15 protein-coding genes and 1 pseudogene are annotated in these 16734 nt (G+C 39.4%); 3 read left to right on the top strand and 13 right to left on the bottom strand.

The annotated features are described in order from the left end of the window. Positions 1 to 132: 132 nt before the first annotated feature. Both IEU81_RS09845 and IEU81_RS09840 read left to right on the top strand, forming a co-directional pair. Positions 133 to 1833 carry a M3 family oligoendopeptidase gene (locus IEU81_RS09845; protein ID WP_186090836.1) on the top strand — a complete coding sequence of 567 codons (1701 nt, stop codon included), beginning with the start codon at positions 133 to 135 and terminating at the stop codon, positions 1831 to 1833. Positions 1834 to 1918: 85 nt separating this feature from the next. Further along, positions 1919 to 2656, top strand: a pseudogene (locus IEU81_RS09840) (IS3 family transposase). Between the two features lie 58 nt (positions 2657 to 2714). Here IEU81_RS09840 and IEU81_RS09835 read toward each other — a convergent pair. The 7 genes from IEU81_RS09835 to IEU81_RS09805 all read right to left on the bottom strand — a co-directional run bounded on the left by IEU81_RS09835 (position 2715) and on the right by IEU81_RS09805 (position 9423). Beyond that, on the bottom strand, positions 2715 to 3770 hold the full coding sequence (locus tag IEU81_RS09835; protein ID WP_092596712.1) for a tartrate dehydrogenase: 1056 nt from the start codon (positions 3768 to 3770) through the stop codon (positions 2715 to 2717). A 126-nt stretch (positions 3771 to 3896) separates the two neighbouring features. Further along, positions 3897 to 5114 (bottom strand): LPXTG cell wall anchor domain-containing protein, encoded by a 1218-nt coding sequence (locus tag IEU81_RS09830; protein WP_186090834.1) that lies wholly within the window; start codon positions 5112 to 5114, stop codon positions 3897 to 3899. 154 nt (positions 5115 to 5268) lie between these two features. Then, a complete protein-coding gene (locus IEU81_RS09825) occupies positions 5269 to 6105 on the bottom strand; it encodes a MurR/RpiR family transcriptional regulator (RefSeq protein WP_186090833.1) in 837 nt (278 codons plus the stop codon). A 141-nt stretch (positions 6106 to 6246) separates the two neighbouring features. Then, positions 6247 to 7704: a glycoside hydrolase family 32 protein gene (locus tag IEU81_RS09820; protein ID WP_092596721.1), complete on the bottom strand. Its 1458-nt coding sequence runs from the start codon at positions 7702 to 7704 to the stop codon at positions 6247 to 6249. A 21-nt stretch (positions 7705 to 7725) separates the two neighbouring features. Beyond that, positions 7726 to 8478 carry a twin-arginine translocase subunit TatC gene (tatC, locus tag IEU81_RS09815; protein WP_092596724.1) on the bottom strand — a complete coding sequence of 251 codons (753 nt, stop codon included), beginning with the start codon at positions 8476 to 8478 and terminating at the stop codon, positions 7726 to 7728. Between the two features lie 43 nt (positions 8479 to 8521). Beyond that, a complete protein-coding gene (locus IEU81_RS09810; RefSeq protein ID WP_092596798.1) occupies positions 8522 to 8749 on the bottom strand; it encodes a twin-arginine translocase TatA/TatE family subunit in 228 nt (75 codons plus the stop codon). 41 nt (positions 8750 to 8790) lie between these two features. After that, a complete protein-coding gene (locus IEU81_RS09805; protein ID WP_092596727.1) occupies positions 8791 to 9423 on the bottom strand; it encodes a redox-sensing transcriptional repressor Rex in 633 nt (210 codons plus the stop codon). 126 nt (positions 9424 to 9549) lie between these two features. Here IEU81_RS09805 and IEU81_RS09800 point away from each other — a divergent pair, with 126 nt between their 5' ends. Continuing rightward, complete coding sequence (locus tag IEU81_RS09800; protein WP_186090831.1) at positions 9550 to 11466, top strand: ABC-F family ATP-binding cassette domain-containing protein; 1917 nt, start codon at positions 9550 to 9552, stop codon at positions 11464 to 11466. Between the two features lie 355 nt (positions 11467 to 11821). Here the strand turns inward: IEU81_RS09800 and IEU81_RS09795 are convergent, their stop codons facing one another. The 6 genes from IEU81_RS09795 to tsaE form a co-directional block, all read right to left on the bottom strand. Next, complete coding sequence (locus IEU81_RS09795) at positions 11822 to 12259, bottom strand: VOC family protein (protein ID WP_186090829.1); 438 nt, start codon at positions 12257 to 12259, stop codon at positions 11822 to 11824. Between the two features lie 56 nt (positions 12260 to 12315). Further along, a complete protein-coding gene (abc-f, locus tag IEU81_RS09790; RefSeq protein WP_186090827.1) occupies positions 12316 to 13767 on the bottom strand; it encodes a ribosomal protection-like ABC-F family protein in 1452 nt (483 codons plus the stop codon). A 268-nt stretch (positions 13768 to 14035) separates the two neighbouring features. Then, positions 14036 to 15058 carry a tRNA (adenosine(37)-N6)-threonylcarbamoyltransferase complex transferase subunit TsaD gene (gene tsaD / locus IEU81_RS09785; protein WP_092596739.1) on the bottom strand — a complete coding sequence of 341 codons (1023 nt, stop codon included), beginning with the start codon at positions 15056 to 15058 and terminating at the stop codon, positions 14036 to 14038. Continuing rightward, the gene (rimI, locus tag IEU81_RS09780; protein ID WP_186091027.1) at positions 15051 to 15476 is read right to left on the bottom strand and encodes a ribosomal protein S18-alanine N-acetyltransferase; all 426 of its coding nucleotides are present in this window, start codon (positions 15474 to 15476) and stop codon (positions 15051 to 15053) included. Before rimI ends, tsaD begins: the two co-directional genes overlap by 8 nt. An 8-nt stretch (positions 15477 to 15484) precedes the next feature. Beyond that, complete coding sequence (gene tsaB, locus IEU81_RS09775) at positions 15485 to 16126, bottom strand: tRNA (adenosine(37)-N6)-threonylcarbamoyltransferase complex dimerization subunit type 1 TsaB (protein WP_092596742.1); 642 nt, start codon at positions 16124 to 16126, stop codon at positions 15485 to 15487. Beyond that, a complete protein-coding gene (gene tsaE, locus IEU81_RS09770; protein WP_092596746.1) occupies positions 16107 to 16568 on the bottom strand; it encodes a tRNA (adenosine(37)-N6)-threonylcarbamoyltransferase complex ATPase subunit type 1 TsaE in 462 nt (153 codons plus the stop codon). Before tsaE ends, tsaB begins: the two co-directional genes overlap by 20 nt. Positions 16569 to 16734 lie beyond the last annotated feature (166 nt).

Raw genomic sequence — 16734 nt, 5'->3', positions numbered from 1 at the left:
AGCATGCATAAGGCATTAATATCCATTACCCCATTTTCAGCATTTTATCACTCTAAACGATACCATATTTGTAACAGGGTGTTTAAGCATTATGCTAAAATCGTTTTAAGACGACTAAGGGGGAAATTATTTATGGTAACAAAGTTCGAAGATTTTAAATATGAACGTCCAGATTTAGATCAGTTCGAAAAAACAGTAGACGCACTGCTCAAAGAATTTGACGCAGCTGATTCTGCGGACGCTCAAGTTGCTGTTATCGATAAGCTGAATACTGAGTTTGACCATCTGGATACGATGGCCACATTAGCATCTATCCGTTCATCTATCGATACGCGAGATAAATTCTACGACAAAGAGCGCGACTATTTCGATGAACACGATCCGTCATTTACAGAAATCACAAACAGATACCGTAAGGCAATCACGACGAGCAAATTCCGGGAAGATCTTGAAGCCCGCTTTGGCTCACAGCTTTTTGCACTCTCGGATAATGCTTTAAAAGCATATGATCCTTCGGTTAAATCTCTGCTTCAAAAAGAAAATAAACTGTCTACTCAATACGATAAGCTGCTTGCCTCTGCTGAAATTGAATTTGACGGCAAAAAATTAAATTTATCGGAATTTGCACCGTATACGCAAAATCCCGATCGTCAAATAAGAAAAGATGCAGCACTTGCTGTTCAAGGTTTCATGGGGGATAACCTTGAAGAAATCGATAATATTTATGACGCACTCGTTAAAACAAGAAATGAAATCGCCGTTACACTCGGCTACAAAGATTTCGTCGAACTCGGTTATATTCGCATGAACCGTATTGATTATGACCGCAAGATGGTTGAGAAATTCAGAAAACAGGTTGAAGATTACGTCGTGCCTATCGTATCTGAATTAAAAAAACGTCAGGCTCAGCGGATCGGTCTCGATTCTCTTAAGAGCTACGACAGCAATTTCGAATTTATAACGGGTAATGCTTCACCGCAAGGCAAAACTAAAGATATTATGAAAAATGGTGCGGCCATGTATAAAGAACTGTCGCCTGAAACAGATGAGTTCTACACTTTCATGACTGAACGCAATCTGTTCGATGTCGAAGCTAAAAAAGGGAAAGAAGGCGGCGGCTACTGTACGATGATTGCAGATTATAAAGCGCCGTTTATCTTCTCGAACTTTAACGGCACCCAGGGCGACGTCGAAGTACTGACACACGAAGCTGGTCATGCTTTTCAAACATATATGTCCCGTCATCTGACTGTGCCTGAATATTCATTCCCGACTTTGGAATCTGCAGAAATTCACTCGATGAGCATGGAATTCTTTACTTATCCATGGATGGAAATGTTCTTTAAAGAGGATACTGATAAATTCAAATTCTCACATATGGCAGGCTCTATTTCGTTCTTGCCTTATGGAGTTGCAGTGGACGAATTCCAGCATGTTGTCTATGAAAACCCTGAACTGACGCCTGAAGAAAGACGCCAGGAATGGAAGAAAATCGAACAGAAATATTTACCGCATACAGATTATGACGGAATAGAACCATTAGAAAGCGGCGCATTTTGGCACCGCCAGGGTCATATATTCGGTGCACCATTCTACTATATTGACTACACGCTCGCTCAAGTCTGCGCACTGCAGTTCTGGAAACGCGCCAAAGAAGATTTCCAGGGTGCATGGAAAGATTATCTGGCCTTATGTAAGGTCGGCGGATCATTACCGTTCAACGCTTTAGTAGAACTGGCAAATCTGAAATCACCATTCAAAGAAGATTCTCTAAAAAACGTCATCGATGAAGTTCATAATTATTTAAACTCAATCGACGATAAAAAATTGTAATACAAAAAAACACGCCTGATAGACTAACCTAACTATTTGAGACAGTATAAAACACCTTCGAGATGGTACTCGGAGGTGTTTTTGCATGGGCAAAAACGTATATTCAAGTGATGTGAAATGGGCGGTAGTGAAAGCAAAAATAGCGGGTGAATTAACGACTCAAGAGATTATGGAGAAATACGGCATCTAGAACAAGTCCCAGATTTCCACATGGGTCAGGTGGTATCGACAGGGGGAACTCTATCGATTGGACCAGCCAATCGGCAAACAATACACCTACGGTGAAACGGTCATTATTGCGCCGGACCGGCTCAAGCGTAATTTTCAGTCTGCCGAACCCAATCAGAAATGGGTCACAGACATCACTTACATCCAATATGGACGGACTGTGAAATATCTATCGACGATCATGGACCTTTACAACAACGAAATCGTCGCCGCCAAATTGTATGATCATCAGCAGACTCCATTGGTGCTGGATACCTTGAAAGAGGCACTGAAGCGTCGTGCATACCCTGAAGGTGTCATCATTCATTCTGATCAGGGCAGTGTCTACACCTCGTATGCCTACTAGGCATATGTCACGGAAAATAATCTGGTCAGCAGTATGTCCAGGAGAGGTAATTGTTGGGACAATGCGGTCATTGAATCGTTCCATTCCAATCTGAAATCTGAAGGATTCATATACACAAGATACAACTCACTCAGTAATGGGGAGACGATTTCGCGTGTCAATCAATATTTGAAGTATTATAACGAGGAAAGAATACAAGAAAAATTAGGCTACCTCTCTCCAATTGATTTTGGAGTGAAGATAGCCTAATGAAGGTGTTTTATCTCTGTCTCATTTCACTATGTCAGTCTACTGATGGCGTGTTTTTTTATTTGTCTAAACGTTTAATAATTTCATCTGTTACTTCTGTCATCTTATATTTACCGCCGAGATCCGGTGTCATGAAACCATCGGCTGTGACCGCTTCAATGACTTTCAATAAGTGTTCTGCGATATTCGCTTCACCGTTAAATTCAAGCAGCATTTTTGCTGTCCAGATTTGTCCAATCGGATTGGCAATCCCTTTACCGACAATATCCGGTGCTGAACCGTGGACGGGTTCAAACATAGAAGGATACTTACCGTTTAAGTTTAAGTTAGCAGAAGGTGCGATACCGATACTCCCCATAATTGCGGCACCCACGTCTGATAGAATATCTCCAAACAAGTTAGAACCGACAACTACATCCAGTTCATGCGGATGAGTGATAAAATACGCAGCCAAAGCATCGATATGTTTCGATTCAGATTTAATATTCGGATGTTTTGATGCAATTTCATCAAAAATCTCATCCCAGAACGGCATCGCATGGAAAATCCCGTTAGATTTCGTCGCACTGGTCACGAGACCTTTACGTTTAGATGCTAAATCAAAAGCAATATTCATGGCCTGTTTGGTCGCACGTTTTGAAAACACATTATTTTGTATCGCAATTTCGTTATCATCGTGGAAAATACGTCCGCCGATGGAGCTGTACTCTCCTTCACTATTCTCTCTGACAACGATAATATCGAAATCTTTAGGATTAGACAGCTTTGAATTAATGCCCTTCAGCAGTTTTGCAGGACGAATATTAATCTCCTGCTGGAACTCTTGCCGGATTTTTAAGAGTAAGCCCCACAATGAAATATGATCAGGCACTTTAGATGCATCACCGACGGCACCTAAAAATACGCTGTCGAACTGACTGAGCCGGTCCATACCGTCTTCAGGCATCATTGCACCGTGTTTTAAATAATAGTCACAGCTGTATGGAAACTCCTCAAATTTAAACTGTAATCCCCCATGAACCTGTGCCACTTTTTCCAGAACGCGAATCGCTTCCGGCATAATTTCCTTGCCGACGCCGTCCCCAGGAATCGATGCGATATTTAATGTTTTCATTCCTTCACCCCGATGTTTATGTATGTAATTTCAGAATATTGAATAATACTGATAAAAATATTATACCATTGAAAATAAAAACCCGGACACTTTTGTGTCCGGTCTCATTTTATAGATATCACTCTATCAGTTATCTGTTTTTGTTTTCTTGCTCTTGATTAGCAATGCTCCACCAAATACTGTTAACAGTCCGGCAAGGGCATAGTTTGGATGACTTGTCTCTCCGGTATTCGGCAGTTCTTCGCCATCATAAGTGTTTGTTTTTTCTGATTTAACCTGTTCTTGTAATTCAAGTTTCTGTGCTTCTGTTAGATTTTTCTCTTCAATAATCTTAGATGACATCACACGTGATACTCTTTGATCTAATGTAGAAATGTCATTTTGAAGGTTTTCTTCTTTAAATGTTATTCCTTCCAGAATATCACCGTAATCATAGCGGTATAATTTCTTAGGTCCATTTCCAGCAGTACTGTGATTGGCTTCAGTGTTGGCCTCATCTTTTTGAGTTCCCTCTGTATCTGTGCTGCCGGAATTTTCCGGAGCGGTATTTTCAACAGGTTCCTCTGTTGATTCTGCAGGAACTTCTTCTGCCGGTACATTATTATTATCACCGTCACCTGAATTTTGCTCAACCTCAGTGTTCGGCTGTTCCGATGGTTCTGTTTCAGCCGGTTCTTCAGGTTCAACTGGTTCTAACGGTTCGATGGGTTCAGTTGGAAGTTCTGGCGTTTCGAAATTATTATCCTGATTTTCAGATGATTCACCGCTGTCAGGTTCTGAAGGCACATTCTCTTCTGTTTGTGTCTCATCTTCCTGCTCCGGTATTTCCGCTTCAGGAGTCTCTTCTTCTCCTTCAGTATAATCTCCGGTGTTGCTGTCATCAGTGTTCCCAGTTTCTTCGGGCACTTCTGCCGGTATGTTGTCACTTTCACTATCTTCAGCTGCTCCGGTTTCTTCCGGCTCTTCTCCCGGTTCTGCCGGCTGAAGAATTGGTGAGTCTGATCCATCATTAGTGCCACTGCTGTCATCTACTGTTTCTTCAGCATTGTCAGCACTCTCTGCATTAGTCTCTATATCATTTTCATTATTTATACTCGGAGGTATTTCTAACGATTCTTCTACAGGTTCTTCATTTGTTACTTCTTCATTTACATCAGTATTTTCTTCTGTAACTGTATCTTGTGCTGTTTGACCGCTGTTTTCTGTCTCAGCCGGACCAACCGCAGTTTCAGCTTCCATACTCTCATCTATCTCTTCGTCAGCATAAGCAATGTTAGGGATTAGTACAGTCGACAGCAGCAATACTGATGCCAGTTTCATTTTTTTCATTTTTGCTTTTCGCATTGTTTCCCCTCCACGCATCCTGAAATAAACTGTACATTTTTTCGGAATTTCCGTAATAATGTACAGTTAATTATAGTTGATGCCTGAAAGCATTTCTATACAATATCAAAGTTGTTACAGAACCTTAATATTCGCGTATTATTATGTAATTTTACTAGTGCGTCATGTCATATGTGTTAATAATTGTTTCATACGCACTTGATCCGAGTTCTTTACACACATAGAAAAACATCACATCGCAAATGATCAGCTGCGCAATTCTGCTCGTCATATTCATATACTGAATGTTCGTTTCTTCCTCAGTAATCTCAATGGCAATATCAGAATTCCGCTTAGCAACTGAAGAATGATTTTGCGTTAAAATGATAGTCAGCACACCTAATTTTTTAGCCAGTTTTACAATTTCAATAACTTCCTGTGTCTTACCCGATAAAGTAATGACAAACAGAACATCATTTGGTTTTGCATTTGTCAGTCGTGTCATACATAAGTACTTATCAGCAGTGAAAAAGGCATTGATATTGACGCGATGCAGTTTTTGCTCCATATCATGTCCGACATTTGCAGAGTCTCCGACACCGAATATAAATGTATTATCCGCCTTTACCATGTGCTGTGCCGCTTCCTGCATGCGTTTGCGATTGACTATTTTTTCAGTGTTATATAAAGCCTGTATCGTATTTTTAAAGACTTTATCAAAAATATCGGCGTGTGTATCTTCTTCCAGCTCGATTACGCGTGAAATCTTCTCCTGTTCGAGCGTATGTAATTCTTTAGCCAGTTCTACTTTTAATTCTTTAATACCCTGCAGACCGATTCTCTTTGCAAACCGCACAATTGCAGCATCACTCGTCGATGAGTGTTTCGCTATTTCTTTTACAGGCATATTAATCACTTTATTAGGGTTTTCCAGCATAAAGCTTGCAATACGCTGTTCTACCGGCGTCATATATTCCAATCGTTTATTGATCTGACTCAGCACTGAAAACATAATTGACCACCTCTTTTTACTGTGTATTGACACTTTTTTTGACTATTATGGTGTAATTGTATCACTTTTAACAATATATTGTTACAGTTTATTATTCGTTTTTTTAAAACTATCTAATTTTTCTCTATATTTATCAACTGCTTAAAACTCCAGCGGATACTGAGTCAGCTGAACACGGCAGTCTCCGAACTCAGTAACCATTTCCAGGCCTTTAGCTTGGTCGCTTGGAAATATTCTCGCTGTCATCGTATATTTTCCATCGTTAATAAATACTTCGATACTCGACTGATCCATATAAATCCTTAAATCTTTAAGCTCTTCTTCCAGTTGAATGCTCCGTGTTGTTCCGTCAACATTCAAAATTTCTTCACCGCTGAATGTTCTATCCAGTGTCAGCAGTCTGTCATCACTGTTATAAATTAATTTCGTTTCATGACGTGTATTTTTACGCATATAGATGTGCAGCACTGTCGCATTGTTTTCCAATATATCAACTATCAGCTCATAGACTTCACCGTAAAAGTCAGTCAATTTCGTTGGATATTCTTTAAAATAGCCTTCTGCTGTAATCGCTTCTCCCCGCATCTTTTCTAAATTAGGGTGCGGCAGCTGTCTGATTCTATCTCCATCTATAGTTAAAATGCGCGGAATAGTCATGGCGTTCACCGTCTGATCTAAAGCCGACGGATAAGCACTCTCTTCAGCTGCCATCCAGCCGATCATTACTCTGTTGCCATCTTCATCAAGTGCTGTCGCCGGACGATAAAAATCAAAACCACCGTCAAATTCATAAAATTCATCGTGAATAAAATAGTTGTCGCACCTTTCAAAATCACCAACCATATAGCCGGACTGATATATATTCCAAAAATGGGTATCAAATTTATCTAGTCCCCGCGCATTAAAAATAAGAACAGAATCCATATCGAGATCGAAAAATTCCGGCTGTTCCCACAAATAGCCGAACACTTTGTAACCCGTATCCAGTTCACCATCAAATCTTAATTCATCGATTGACGGTCCGCGGAACACTACAATTCTCCCAAATTCTTCTTTGTTCATCGTCCCTGCAAACATGACTACTTCTCTGTCTCGAACAGTCACATATGGATTACGGAAAAATTCTATATAGTCACTCGACAAACCGCGTACTAACGGCGCCGGATATTTTTGCACTTTACCATCCGTATTCATAAAGCCGCCAAGTTGAAATGTCTCATAAAGATTATTTTTCAAGCGTTCACCTGTGTAAAAATAACTGACTTCATTAAACACTTTAGACAAACTGCCGCCGTATATGTTATCTGAATCATACAAAGCACCCGGTCTGATTTTCACACCTTCATGGCGAAATGTGACCAGGTCTTTAGATGTCGCATGGTATATGTATTTACTGTCTGGTGTTTCGGTCAAACTGCTGTCAGGTGACCATTCGTAAAATAGATGGTAAATACCATTAACATAGTTAAACCCTGTCGGTGCACCTAAAAATCCAAAGGGAGGCTGAACATGATATGCTTGCTTCCACTTCGAATCATTGGCTGTCTGCATTAGGTCTTCTTTTTCTGCACGCGAAATTTCTTCAAGTTTTTTTGTCATATATGTCCAGTTCCTCCTGTATTATTTAATGTCTTCTTCAAGCTGCTCCTGTTCTGCTTTTAAATATCTGCGGTAGCCGATCTTCGAAATATAGATACTCACTTCGTATAAAATAATCATCGGTACAGTAAGCAGAATATGCGTCATGATATCCGGCGGTGCAATTAAAGCAGCAACGACGAACATGATAAAGTATGCATATTTTCTATTTTTACGCAGGAACATCGGTGTAATGATTCCCAGCTGCGTTAAGAACAGTACCAGCACCGGCATTTGGAAAATAAAACCGAATGGCAGTATTGTTCTAAACAGGAAGCCGAAATACTGATTAATACCAATGGTCGTTTCTATGCCCATCTCAACGGACAAATCAAAAGTAAAACGAATGACATACGGTACGACAATAAAGTAGCTGAATGCTAAACCAGCAAGCATCAGCAGCATAACAACCGGTATGTACAGCAGAGTCACCCGGCGCTCTTTTTCATATAAGCCCGGTGATATAAATGACCACAGCTGATATAAAATGACCGGTAATATAATTATAAATGCTACGGCAACAATGACGATTAAGTATATCTTAAGCGGATCTGTCACTTGGAAAGCATGCATCTGTACATTTTCTGTCCACGGTGCGTTCTGCATTTGATAGATTAATGGTTTAGCCAGAAAAAAGCCGCCAAATAAAGCTGCGACAAAAAAATACATGACTGTTAATAAACGTTTTCTCAGTTCTTCAAAATGCTCGGTAAACTCTCTTGCCTCATCTGGCATTTAAATCATCCTTTAAAAAAAGGCGGCTTTCGCCACCCTTTGATTATGCTTCTGATTCAATTTTTTTTGGTTCTTCTTGTTTAGCTTCGCCTTCAGATTTTTTGCTGACTTTATCATCATCGTCATCATCATCTGCAAGACCTTTAGTTGCATCTTTAAATTCTTTCAAAGTAGAACCGACTGCTTTACCAAATTGCGGAAGTTTTTTAGGTCCGAAAATGATAAGCGCCACTACTGCAATAACAATTAGACTCACTGGAGTAACTGCCATTAATGTATTTGGTAAAAGAACTTCTATCATGAATACCCCTCCTATTTATTTTTCATTTGGAAAAACAACGCTTGCAGTTCTACGCCGAGATCAATACTATGCACAGTCACGTCAGAACCGGTATGAAGCCGGATAGGTGTAAAATTAAGAATGCCTTTAATTCCTGCTTTTTCCAAGCGTTCTGCTGATTGCTGCCCTGCCTCCATCGGCACGGTCATAATAGCGACTTCAACATTTTCCTGCTCTATGATAGTCTCTAAATCATTTATATGAAAAATCTTTGTGCCGTTAATTGAATTTCCAATAAGTGATTCATTGCTGTCAAAAGCCCCAACTATATTCATTTTATCATGAATGTTCGCAAATTTGTAGTTCAATAACGCTCTTCCGAGATTACCTGCGCCGAGAAGAATGACGTTTTTTACGTTGTTCCCCTGGATGTATTCTAAGAAAAATTTCAAAAGGCTTCCGACGTTATATCCGTACCCTTTTCTACCCAATTCTCCAAAATAAGAAAAGTCTCTGCGAATCGTCGCCGAGTCAATGTCTAATGCTTCACTAATTTCTTTCGAGGAAACTCTATCATTGCCATTATTCTCTTCTTGTTTGAAGTAACGGTAATAAAGCGGTAGACGTTTCATAGTTGCATTAGGGATTTTTTTCTTGTTAGACATTCCCTTTCACCTCTATATTTCTAGTCGTTCCATTATAACATAATATATATCCATAGACATCGGTTTATCTGGTCGAATTTTGACGATTTATCGTGTAAACTTAAAGATGAAATGAGGTAAAAAAATATGATACTTTTACAATTGGGAAATGTCTCAAAGGCATACGGAACAAGTACAATATTTGAACATCTGGATCTCGAAGTTAAATCCGGCGAAACGCTCGGTATTGTCGGGAAAAATGGTGCCGGAAAAAGTACACTGATGAAGATAATGGCTGATGAACTGACATACGACAGCGGTACGATTAGCATGCCTAAAAATGTCACGCTCGGCTACCTTGCCCAGCAGATGACACTTGAGTCAGAAGAGACGGTCAGAGATGAGATGCAAAAACCGTTTGCTCATATACTTAAAATGAATGAAGATATGGCAGTCATTGCACAATGGCTGGCGGAACACGAACACACTCATTCTGACTACGATGAGAAGCTTAAACGCTATGAAAATATTCAGCTCAATTTTGAGCACAATGACGGCTATACAATCGATGCTCAAATTAAAAGTGTCCTGACCGGCCTGCAATTTACAGAAGACGATTTGGAGCGCCGGGTTGAAGAATTTTCCGGCGGTCAGAAAACACGGCTTGCTCTGGGTAAAATGCTGCTGACAAAACCAGATCTGCTGCTGCTCGATGAACCGACCAACCACCTGGATATGGCAACTGTAGAATGGCTGGAACAGTATTTGACCAGCTATGCCGGGGCCGTCGTTATTATTAGTCACGACAGATACTTTTTAGACCGTACAGTCGATAAAATTTATGAAATCGAACTGCACCGCGGCACTTTGTATCACACCAACTATACGAATTACGTTAAAGAAAAAGAAAAGACTTATCGCCTTAAAATGAAACAATACGAACGGGAACAAAGTGAAGTTAAAAGACTCGAGACATTTATCGATAAAAATATTACACGGGCATCGACTTCCGGCATGGCTAAAGACCGCCGTAAGAAACTGGAAATGATGGACCGTATGGATAAGCCGTTTATCGACCGCTCCAGTGCGGACTTTCATTTTACTATTAAACGAGAAAGCGGCAACGATGTTCTCAGGCTGAAAGATTTGTCCATCGGCTACGAGCAGCATGCGCTGAGGGAAGGCTTATCGTTCAATGTTGACAAAGGAGAACGTCTGGCAATACTCGGACCAAACGGTATAGGCAAGTCAACATTAGCAAAGACGATTGCGAAAAAGATTCCTGCACTTGCCGGCAATATTCAATATGGCACCAATGTGACGATTGGATATTACGATCAAAAACAGGCTGAATTTACATCGCAAAATAATGTGCTGGAAGAACTCTGGAAAGAATATCCGGAAATGAAAGAAAGCGACGTCAGAAAAATACTCGGCCGTTTCCTCTTTACTCAGGATGAAGTGATGAAACAGGTCAATTCATTAAGCGGCGGAGAAAAAGCGAGAATTCAGCTGGCTAAGCTGATGCTTGAAGAAAATAACCTGCTTATACTCGATGAACCTACCAACCACCTGGATATTGACAGTAAAGAAGTACTTGAAACTGCTCTGGAAAATTTCCCTGGCACGATTATCGTCGTGTCGCATGACCGTTACTTTATCGATAAAATTGCGACACGTGTAATGGAAATCGAGCCTCATAAAATTATGATGGTTGACGGAGATTACAGTTATTTTCTTCATAAGAAAAAAGAAGCTGAGTTCATGGAGGCGCCCGCAGAAGAAGCTGTGCAAAAAATTGACAATACTTCTGACTATGAAGCTCAAAAACAAAGACGGAATGAATTAAAACGCGTTAAAAAACAAAGTGAAAAACTTGAGCAGGAAATTCAGAACCTTGAAGAAGAACTTGCGATGATAGAAGATAAACTCGTTGCGCCTGAAGTATTTAATGATTATGAAAAAGCTCAAGAATTGAATGAAAGACTACAGGAAATCAATCAAAATCTCGAAGAGCAAATGGCCGAATGGGCAAAAGCTGAAGAGATATTAGCGGATCTTTAAGACTGTTTACAAAATATTTACATCACGTTCGTCTGTAATTGTAATATTTCACATAAAAGTTATACACATTTAAAATGCGATGAACAGCGGCTTTTCTATGACTTTTCCACAGTTATTCGAGTTTTCAACATAGTTATACACAAAATACTGCACAGTTATGAATAAGTTATGCACAATCTTTCCACAAATTGTGGATAAAACATACGTTCTATCTTGACAGTTTCTATTGCACGTCAAACGTAATATTAACTGAATGTCTGTTCGGTCATTGATGCGAACAAACTAATATATTAAACGTCTGCTGAAAAATAAAACATGCCCTCTCCGGAAAATATTCCGCTGAGGGCATGTTTTATTATTCACCGCTGATCATCCACGAGACACCAAATGGATCTTTAAAACTGGCAAAGTATTCCGTCCATTCTGTTGGTCCTTCTTCCATATCAGCGACACATCCTGCTTCGATTGCTTTACGGTAAAATTGCTTTACAGTGTCATAATCTTCCTGATTGCTAGTATTAAACACGAAAGTAACATTAGCACCGGAGTTATCAATCTCTTTCTTTTCCCAAGTTGTACTGACCATAAATTTTTGTCCGAGTACTTCAAATTCAGCGTTCATGATGAAAGATTCCGCATCTTCCTGTGACATCCCCATTTCTTCCAGTCCATCTTCAAACATTGGATCAGACGCAAGTACTTTTGAAGTAATCACCGCGTCAAAATTTTCTTCGTAAAAATCCAGCGCCTCATTTGCGTTAGGGAAATTAAAATATTGAATTGCTTCAACCATTGAATCACTCCCGTAAATATATTTAAGCTCTTACTATATACCCAAATTAAGATGCATTACGTAATGTCAATCAGATTTTTTTCAAATATAGTATACACGCGGTCCGCGGTCCGGCTGATAAACTGCCGGTCATGCGAAGTGAGGATGATGGTGCCCTGATATGCCCTTATAAACTTTTCCAGCGCTTCTATTGTCATTAAATCGATAAAGTTCGTCGGTTCATCGAGAATAATTACATTGGAAGGTTTGACAAACATTAATGCAAGCGATAGCCTCGTCGCTTCTCCGCCGCTCAGCTGATTCACCGGTTTCATTACTTCACTTGGACTAAAACCTAGACTGACGAGCATGCTTCTGACAATCGATTCGTTTAGTTCTGTATGACGCATTAAAAACTGCATGACCTGTTCCGTGCCAAACATTTTATAATCCATTTGCTTATACTGTTCGATTACAACTTTAGGAGAAATATCAAAGTTGCCGCTCCCCTGAACAATATCCGAAAGTAAACTCGACTTACCGCTGCCGTTATTTCCGGTAATTGCTATTGTTTTTCCAAGCGGGAATTGAAAACTGACCTTATCCAAAAGAATATTTCCGCCGCGCTCTACTGTGACATCTCTTCCCATGATCGGAAACTTATTGTGGAGTTCCATCGCTTTAGATACCGGGAACTCTATGTCAGCCTGCTGGTCTGGCCGTTTAGCATCTGCCAGCTGATTTAAACGGCTTTCCATTGCTTTTGCTGTTTTATGTGCCTGTTTTTGCACAGTATCCTTCTGCTTGGAGCTCGATAAGCGGTCGGGTTTAATATCCTGACTTTTTTGGCCTTTAGACATTTTATCAGCCTTAGACGCCTGTTTTTCTATTGCTTTGTTCAAACGTTCTTTTTCTTTTATTGTATTTTCGTATTGACGTTCCTGTTCCAGTTTTTCTTGTTCTTTAGCCTCTTCATATGCTTTATAATTTCCTGCATATTCTTTAATCCGTCCGTCAGATACTTCCCAGACTTTAGTCGCCAGACTGTTAATAAAATACCTGTCATGACTGACAAAAATCAAGGTGCCATAATAATATTCAAGTTCCTGAATTAAAAAATCTATACTTTGCTGATCAAGATGCGTCGTCGGTTCATCGAGCAGCAGACCCATTTTGTAGTCCGACAAGGTCTGAACAATTCTGTATTTCGTTTCTTCACCGCCGCTCAAATTATTATTTCCCGGAATATTCATTCTGCTGAGCATTTCAAAATCTAACGATTCGCTTATCTCTGTTTTTGGATCTCCAATCTGACTCAAATAATTAAAATCAGTTTCCCTTTGAACTTCACCAGTATAACCTTCGAATACACCGGCAATAATTTTCAGCAAGGTGGATTTACCTGAACCGTTGCGCCCGACAATTGCAATTCTGTCATTCATATATGCCGACATTTGTTCGATATCAAAAATATGTTTATTACCAAAACTGACTGATATATCTTCTAATTTTACTGTTAATTCATTCATTATAATTTGCACTCCTTATGAGCCTGCAAACTATATTTTTATACACAAAAAAGAGACAGTCCTGTGCTGTCTCAAACGTAATAATATTTCTTAAAAAAGGATATACTCATCCCGTGTATTAATATAGTTTGAACAAGACTTTTGAATTTTTATTAAATTATTGATTCAAAAGTATGTTCCAAATACGCGGTATCATGTATGCCCCTCCTTAAATAATTTATATTCATTATAGCATAACGTATAGTGAAAATATACCCTTCTAAATTAGTTAAAAGGCATATTCCTCTATATCTATAAAGTTTCTGCCATTCAGTTTTAAATCAGCTAAATGATTTTTCTTATATAGATGATATGCTGCTGCCCCGATCATTGCTGCATTATCCGTACAGAATTTTAATTCCGGTATTTGAAGATTTATATTTTCTTCTTCGCATAATATTTTAAATCTGCGCCGGATTTCACTGTTGCCTGCTACACCGCCGGCGATAATCAAATGATTTACATCATATTGTTTTAGAGCCTGTAGTGTTTTAGCTGTCAGAACATCAGTAACGCTCGCCTGGAAGCTCGCTGCAACATCATTCTTATTAATTTCCTCACCTTTTTGTCTGTAATTATGAAGTTTATTAATGACAGCTGATTTTAAGCCGGAGAAGCTGAAATCAAATGTCTTTTCTTTCATTAAACCTCTCGGAAAATTAAATGTATCCTGTCCTGTCTGTGCCAATTTATCTATATGAGGTCCGCCCGGATAAGGCAGGTCAATCACTCTCGCCACTTTATCGAATGCTTCACCTACAGCATCATCTCTCGTTTCACCGATAATTTCAAATGACATATGATCTTTCATATATATTAATTCAGTATGTCCGCCTGAAATTACAAGTGAGATTAATGGAAATTCCAATGGTTTTTCCAGCTGCGCAGCATATATATGTCCGGCGATGTGATGGACTGGTATCAGCGGTAAATCATGCACAAAAGCAAATGTTTTTGCTGCATTAATACCAATAAGCAGAGCCCCGATTAAACCCGGGCCTTCTGTTACAGCGACTGCTGTCAGTTCTGAAGGTTTGAGTTCAGCTTCTTTTAAAGCCTGGTCTATGACGTATGTGATGGCCTCCACGTGGTGCCTTGATGCCACTTCAGGTACTACACCGCCAAAGCGTTTGTGACTGTCTATTTGGCTTACTACGACATTCGATAAAATCTCATGCCCATTTCGAATTACGCTGGCTGCAGTTTCGTCACAGCTCGTCTCTACAGCGAGTATTGTTATATTGTTAGTCATTAAGATTCACCCACATCACGTGTGCATCAAGCCCTTCTCCATAATAGTTTTTACGGACACCGCCGTATTTAAAGCCGTTATGCTCGTATAAACGCATCGCCGGTGTATTGTCTACTCTTACTTCAAGAGATATCACATCAGCCTGAGGTTTGACAAAATCTTTAATATGCTGGATCAGTATATGACTGTAACCCTTGCCGCGCATTTTTCTGCTCACAGCAACAGTCGTGATCTGACATTGATCAACGACAAGCCAAATACCCGTATACCCAATAATCTCACCGTCTAATTCCATAACAAAATAATGGGCAAATTTATTCATTACGAGCTCTCTCGTATATGCTTCCATCGTCCATGTAGTATTTTTAAATGCTTCAACTTCTATTTCATATACTGCACTTAAATCCTCAATTTCCATTTCTCTGATTACTGGTTGTCCTGCCAATTCCGTTCAGCCTCCGAGATGCGTAAATAATCAGGTATAAACTGATCGGCATCTTCAAGTTTTAATGCTTGTTCAAAACGCTCCACTTGCGAAATACGCGGAGATATTTCTGTATATTTATCAATATCAATCGATACTTTTTCTTCGTCATTCAATAAAAACTCAGCCTCTTTAGCTGATTGTAGAAATGTTTTAAACTCAACATACAAAGGTGCTGTTAATTCAGTATAATGACCTTTTTCAATATTATACAAGGCACCGTACACATAACCCCGTCTCGCATCAATAAGCGGAGCAGTCTTTCCTTCAGTTCCTTTAGATACCGCAAGCACAAATAATGATGATACAGAGTACAGCGGTATATCCAACTGCTTAGAAAGCATTTTTGCCACTGTCACACCAATTCTTACACCTGTATATGAACCGGGTCCTCTGGCAGCAATAATCCTGTCTATATCTGTTTTCTTAACCGCTGCAATAGCCAGCACCTTCTCGATATAATCTACCAGGGTTTCCGAATGTGTTTTTTTATAGTTTGTATTAATCTCTGCAAGCATTTTACCATTGCGGTTTACCGCAACTGACAGTGCCTGGTTACTCGTATCAAGCAGTAAACTGATCATATACTACCTCCGCAATTTTAATATTTTCTTCCCCGCTTGCTTCAATTTCAACAAGGCGCTCACTTTCATCAAGGTATTTTATATTAATGTTAATCACTTCGTCAGGTAAAAATTCAGCTATGAATTGCGGCCATTCTACAAGCGCAATATCAGTATCGTTAAAGTATTCATCAAAACCTAAATCTTCATCAGAATCTTCAAGACGATAACAGTCCATATGATGCAATTTAATATTAGCATTATAAGATTTTATAATATTAAACGTCGGTGAAGTCATATGCCTTTTCACACCTAAATATTTACCTAAAAACTGAGAAAAAGTCGTCTTGCCGCTTCCAAGATCTCCTGAAAGCAGAATAACGGTACCACCCGTTATTACTTTAGATAAAGTTTCAGCAAGCCTTTCTGTATCATGAAGTGAATTTAATTTTAAAGTATGCATGCTGATACTCCTTCAATAAATAATATACTTAATCTATTATAATACAAAAAAAGAGACCTCGAAAGGTCTCAATGCGGCTCATCGCATCCATATATTGAATATGTTAGCCTGGCAGCGTCCTACTCTTGCGGGACGTCAGTCCAACTACCATCGGCGCTGGAGAGCT

Source organism: Jeotgalicoccus aerolatus, assembly GCF_014635205.1.
Classification (GTDB): Bacteria; Bacillota; Bacilli; order Staphylococcales; family Salinicoccaceae; genus Jeotgalicoccus; species Jeotgalicoccus aerolatus.
The sequence above is the reverse complement of the archived record's forward strand: the minus strand, read 5'-3'. Positions and strand labels throughout refer to the sequence as shown.

Excerpts from the sequence above, each read along its gene's own strand:
- IEU81_RS09845 (WP_186090836.1), top strand. The coding sequence starts at position 133 with ATGGTAACAAAGTTCGAAGATTTTAAATATGAACGTCCAGATTTAGAT.
- IEU81_RS09835 (WP_092596712.1), bottom strand. The coding sequence starts at position 3,770 with ATGAAAACATTAAATATCGCATCGATTCCTGGGGACGGCGTCGGCAAG.
- IEU81_RS09830 (WP_186090834.1), bottom strand. The coding sequence starts at position 5,114 with ATGCGAAAAGCAAAAATGAAAAAAATGAAACTGGCATCAGTATTGCTG.
- IEU81_RS09825 (WP_186090833.1), bottom strand. The coding sequence starts at position 6,105 with ATGTTTTCAGTGCTGAGTCAGATCAATAAACGATTGGAATATATGACG.
- IEU81_RS09820 (WP_092596721.1), bottom strand. The coding sequence starts at position 7,704 with ATGACAAAAAAACTTGAAGAAATTTCGCGTGCAGAAAAAGAAGACCTA.
- tatC (WP_092596724.1), bottom strand. The coding sequence starts at position 8,478 with ATGCCAGATGAGGCAAGAGAGTTTACCGAGCATTTTGAAGAACTGAGA.
- IEU81_RS09810 (WP_092596798.1), bottom strand. The coding sequence starts at position 8,749 with ATGGCAGTTACTCCAGTGAGTCTAATTGTTATTGCAGTAGTGGCGCTT.
- IEU81_RS09805 (WP_092596727.1), bottom strand. The coding sequence starts at position 9,423 with ATGTCTAACAAGAAAAAAATCCCTAATGCAACTATGAAACGTCTACCG.
- IEU81_RS09800 (WP_186090831.1), top strand. The coding sequence starts at position 9,550 with ATGATACTTTTACAATTGGGAAATGTCTCAAAGGCATACGGAACAAGT.
- IEU81_RS09795 (WP_186090829.1), bottom strand. The coding sequence starts at position 12,259 with ATGGTTGAAGCAATTCAATATTTTAATTTCCCTAACGCAAATGAGGCG.
- abc-f (WP_186090827.1), bottom strand. The coding sequence starts at position 13,767 with ATGAATGAATTAACAGTAAAATTAGAAGATATATCAGTCAGTTTTGGT.
- tsaD (WP_092596739.1), bottom strand. The coding sequence starts at position 15,058 with ATGACTAACAATATAACAATACTCGCTGTAGAGACGAGCTGTGACGAA.
- rimI (WP_186091027.1), bottom strand. The coding sequence starts at position 15,476 with ATGGAAATTGAGGATTTAAGTGCAGTATATGAAATAGAAGTTGAAGCA.
- tsaB (WP_092596742.1), bottom strand. The coding sequence starts at position 16,126 with ATGATCAGTTTACTGCTTGATACGAGTAACCAGGCACTGTCAGTTGCG.
- tsaE (WP_092596746.1), bottom strand. The coding sequence starts at position 16,568 with ATGCATACTTTAAAATTAAATTCACTTCATGATACAGAAAGGCTTGCT.